We start from the raw sequence: 3774 nt of genomic DNA, 5'->3' as shown, positions 1-3774 counted from the left end.
ACCGCAGGTCCCTCGGACAGCCGGCGGCGAAGCCGCCGGCGAGAGCGCCGCGCGAGGGAGTCGACCGGTCTCCGCGTTGCTCCGACCGGTCGACGAGGCTGGGGAGGCGTGAGGCTGTGCTGTGCGGGGTGGGACTCGAAGGGGCAGCCGGGAGGCGGGCGGAGGCGACGTAAGCACCGCAGCGAGCGTCCGCCCGCCTCCCGGCTGGGGCTTCGGGAGTGTCCGTGTCGATCGGCAATTCATAAGCAACCACATACCACCGAGCGGCTGGGGCTTCGGGAGTGTCCGTGTCGATCGGCAATTCATAAGCAACCACATACCACCGAGCGGCTGGGGCTTCGGTGGTCGTGTTCCCAGCAGCAACTGTGTCGTAGTGAGCGGCTGGGGCTTCGGTGGCGTTCGCACCGGGACGCCCGAGAAAATGAGGGGATTGACCGTGCGCAGGGATTCCTTACAGCTCGTACTGTTCGCGCGCCGCGGCGTCGAGACCGGCGTCTGCGAGGATATCCATCGGGACGAGCATGTCGAGCTGGACCACGCCCGGGAGCCGCCCGATTTGGACGCCGCCGGTGAACGTACACCGGGCGCGGACCTCGCCCTCGGTCATGTCCAGCAGTTTTCCGGCGCGGTCGAATGCGTTCTGCGTCGCGTCGTTGACGGTCGCGCCGGAGCCGATCACCTGGATCGGCGCGGCGTCGGTGTCGACGTCGACGCCGTGTTCCGCGCCGAGCCCCTCGCCCGCTGCGACTTCCTCGTCGGTGTACGGCGCGCTGATGAACGGGAGGTCCTCCTCGTTCGGGAGGAGGACGGGACCGCCGAGCTCGACGTCCTCGATCACCTCCACGTCCATCGTCACCGTCCCGCTCACGTCGGTGGTGTGGAGGGAGAGCTCGCCGTCGCCCTGGTTCGCGTGGAGGTCGCCGACGTAGATCCCGCCGCCGTCGACGACGACCGGGCAGATCAGCGTCGCGCCCGCTCGGACCTCAGGCACGTCCATGTGGCCGTCGGTGCGCAGTTCGAGGTCTTCCTCCGTCTCGACGCCGTAGTCATGGTCCGCGCCGATCAGGTTCTGCCCGAAGTCGCCCGCGTTGTGCGAGTCGGGCATGGTGACCGGTGGGGTGGTGCCGATGTTGCCGATGAAGGGACGCAGTCGGCCGAGCGTGCCGGGAATCTCGTCCGGCTCGTACAGCAGGATCGGGTGCTGGCGCGCGTTCTCGGGGATGTCCATCACCTCGTCGGCGTCGAGGGCGAGTTCGTGCGCGCCCTCCTCGTCGAGCGTGATCCCGACCGCGTTCTCGTGGTCGAACGCGACGGTGTAGCCGTACTCGAAGCCGAACGAGGAGGCGTTCGCGCCGCACTCCGCACAGCGGATCGCGTCCTCGCCGGTGCCCTCGACGACGGAGTCCGGCCACGCCGTCCCGCACTCGGGACACCGGTGGTCGACGAACGGGTCGTCGCCGAACGCGCCCTCGCGCTCCGCCATCGACCCGGTGCTGGTCGCCATGCTCGTCACCTCCACGTCGCGGACGTGGATCGCGACGGCGTCGCCGACCTCGGCCCCCTCGACGCGGATCGGGCGGGTCACCTCGTGGCCGCCCCGGAACGAGGGGGTCACCATCGGCCCCCAACAGCCCGGCGGCGTGTATGTCTTTACCGTCCCGCCGTCCGCGACCGTGCCCGCCCACTCCTGATCGGGACCGACGAGTCCCAGCGTGTACTGGTCGACGTAGAGCTCGTCGCGTACCTCCTTCTGTGACATTCCGCGTATTGGTACGACGTGACACAGCATAATCGTGACGTTCGCGGCACCGTCGACGAGACGAAGCGGGGCACACGGGGCAGCGACGCGCTGACGGGGGGCGTGAAGGTGGGAAGCTCGACCGGCACGGCGGGCGAGGGGCAACGCATACTTTCCGCCGGTCCGTTCCGGCGACCGTGACCGACGCGACATCAGAGCCCGAGCGGCTCCGTGAAACGGTGCATAGCTACTACGAGCGTGTCGACGCCGACGACTACGACGGCCTGCTCGCGCTGTTCGCCGACGACATCGTCTACGACCGGCCGGGACAGGACTCGATCGAGGGTATCGACGCGCTAGAGCGGTTCTACCGCGAGGACCGACCGCTGTCCGACGGCGAACACGAGGTGCTCGTGGTTGCGGTCGACGGCGATACGGCGGCGGTCCGCGGGACGTTCGGCGGACGACAGGGCGGCGAGCGGGTCGCGTTCGGCTTTGCGGACTTCCACACGGTCGACGCCGACGGGCTGATCGCCCACCGCGTGACCTACACCGACCGCGACACGGTGTGACCTGCTCGGCGGCCTGACACCCGGAGACTCGGTACGCGCCGCCCACGGATCGGTCGCGAACGACGCGCCACTCGGAGAGATCCACGGACTGACGACAGGTGAACGCTTCCCGGACCGGAGACGATTCGAGTGCCGGCGAGCCGAAACGAGAGTTCCGACACCCTTCCGCGTCGGATGCGCCCGACGGCGAGGCGCAGTCCCGCCGTCGCCCGGTTCGCAGACCGGTCGCATTCGCGTTCCCGATGATCGCGACGACCGACCACAGTTGAACGACGCAGAGGCGTGTAGACGGGTGAAAGAACTTCGATACAGTATGACGAGGTAACTAAGTCAACTACAGTCGCCTATTGAAGACAAATTCTTTTCAACACGCAGTTCTAGAGACTCAGTTACGAAGGTAGTCGACGATGCCAGCAATGGAAACTGCGGAGTTCGAGACTGATCTCAGTCTCTTCAAATACGACAACCTCGAACAGCTTCCACCTGAATACCGAGCGCTCACCGAATCGGAGCGAACGGAGCGCATCGAGGAGGCGCTGCGGACGCTCGGCGACGACGTGGTGATCTTGGGCCACAACTACCAGCGGCGGGAGATCGTCGAACACGCGGACTTCGTCGGCGACTCCTACCAGCTGAGCAAGGAGGCCGCCGCCGCCGACGCCGAGTACGTCGTCTTCGGCGGCGTCACGTTCATGGCCGAGTCCGCGGACATCATCACCGACCCCGGACAGAAGGTGATCCTCCCGAGCATGGAGGCGTCCTGTCCGATGGCCGGGATGGCCGAGGCCCTCCAGGTCGACGCGGCGTGGGCGGAACTGACTGCCGAGACCGACGCGGACGTGGTCCCGGTCACCTACATGAACAGCTACGCCGACCTCAAGGCGTTCTGCGCCGAGCAGGGCGGGCTGGTCTGTACGTCCTCGAACGCCCACGACGCGTTCGAGTACGCGCTCGACCGGGGCGACAAGGTGCTGTTCCTCCCCGACAAGCACCTCGGAGAGAACACGGCCAACCGCCTGGGGCTCGAAGACGAGATCGCCGAGTGGGACCCGTGGGACCCGGAGTCGGCGGACGCGAGCGACGTCGTCGAGAACGACGTGATCCTCTGGGACGGCTACTGTCAGGTCCACGAGCGCTTCCGCGAGTCGCACGTCGAGTCGGTCCGCGGGGAGTACGACGACGTCAGCGTGGTCGTCCACCCCGAGTGCCGCCGCGAGGTCGTCGAGGCGGCCGACGTGGTCGGCTCCACCGCGACGATCTGCGAGACCGTCGCGAACGCCGACCCCGGCGACACCTGGGCGATCGGGACCGAGATCCACCTCGCCAACCACCTCGGGCGCTGGCACCCCGAGGTGAACGTCGTCCCGCTGTGCGGCGACGCCTGTATAGACTGTAACGCGATGCGCCAGATCGACCCGAACTACCTGGCGTGGGTCCTCGAAGAGCTGGCTGCGGGCCGCGAGC

3 protein-coding genes are annotated in these 3774 nt (G+C 67.6%); 2 read left to right on the top strand and 1 reads right to left on the bottom strand.

Annotated elements, in window-relative coordinates:
* Positions 1-451: 451 nt before the first annotated feature.
* Positions 452-1759 carry an acetamidase/formamidase family protein gene (locus tag BN903_RS11485; protein ID WP_048077852.1) on the bottom strand — a complete coding sequence of 436 codons (1308 nt, stop codon included), beginning with the start codon at positions 1757-1759 and terminating at the stop codon, positions 452-454.
* Between the two features lie 176 nt (positions 1760-1935).
* Between BN903_RS11485 and BN903_RS11480 the strand changes: the two genes are divergently transcribed.
* Both BN903_RS11480 and nadA read left to right on the top strand, forming a co-directional pair.
* A complete protein-coding gene (locus tag BN903_RS11480) occupies positions 1936-2310 on the top strand; it encodes a nuclear transport factor 2 family protein (protein ID WP_048077851.1) in 375 nt (124 codons plus the stop codon).
* A gap of 407 nt (positions 2311-2717) precedes the next feature.
* On the top strand, positions 2718-3774 hold a 1057-nt coding region (gene nadA, locus BN903_RS11475), incomplete at its 3' end, for a quinolinate synthase NadA (protein WP_048077850.1).

The sequence above is a fragment of the Halorubrum sp. AJ67 genome, from assembly GCF_000513435.1.
The sequence above is the reverse complement of the archived record's forward strand: the minus strand, read 5'-3'. Positions and strand labels throughout refer to the sequence as shown.

Excerpts from the sequence above, each read along its gene's own strand:
- BN903_RS11485 (WP_048077852.1), bottom strand. The coding sequence starts at position 1,759 with ATGTCACAGAAGGAGGTACGCGACGAGCTCTACGTCGACCAGTACACG.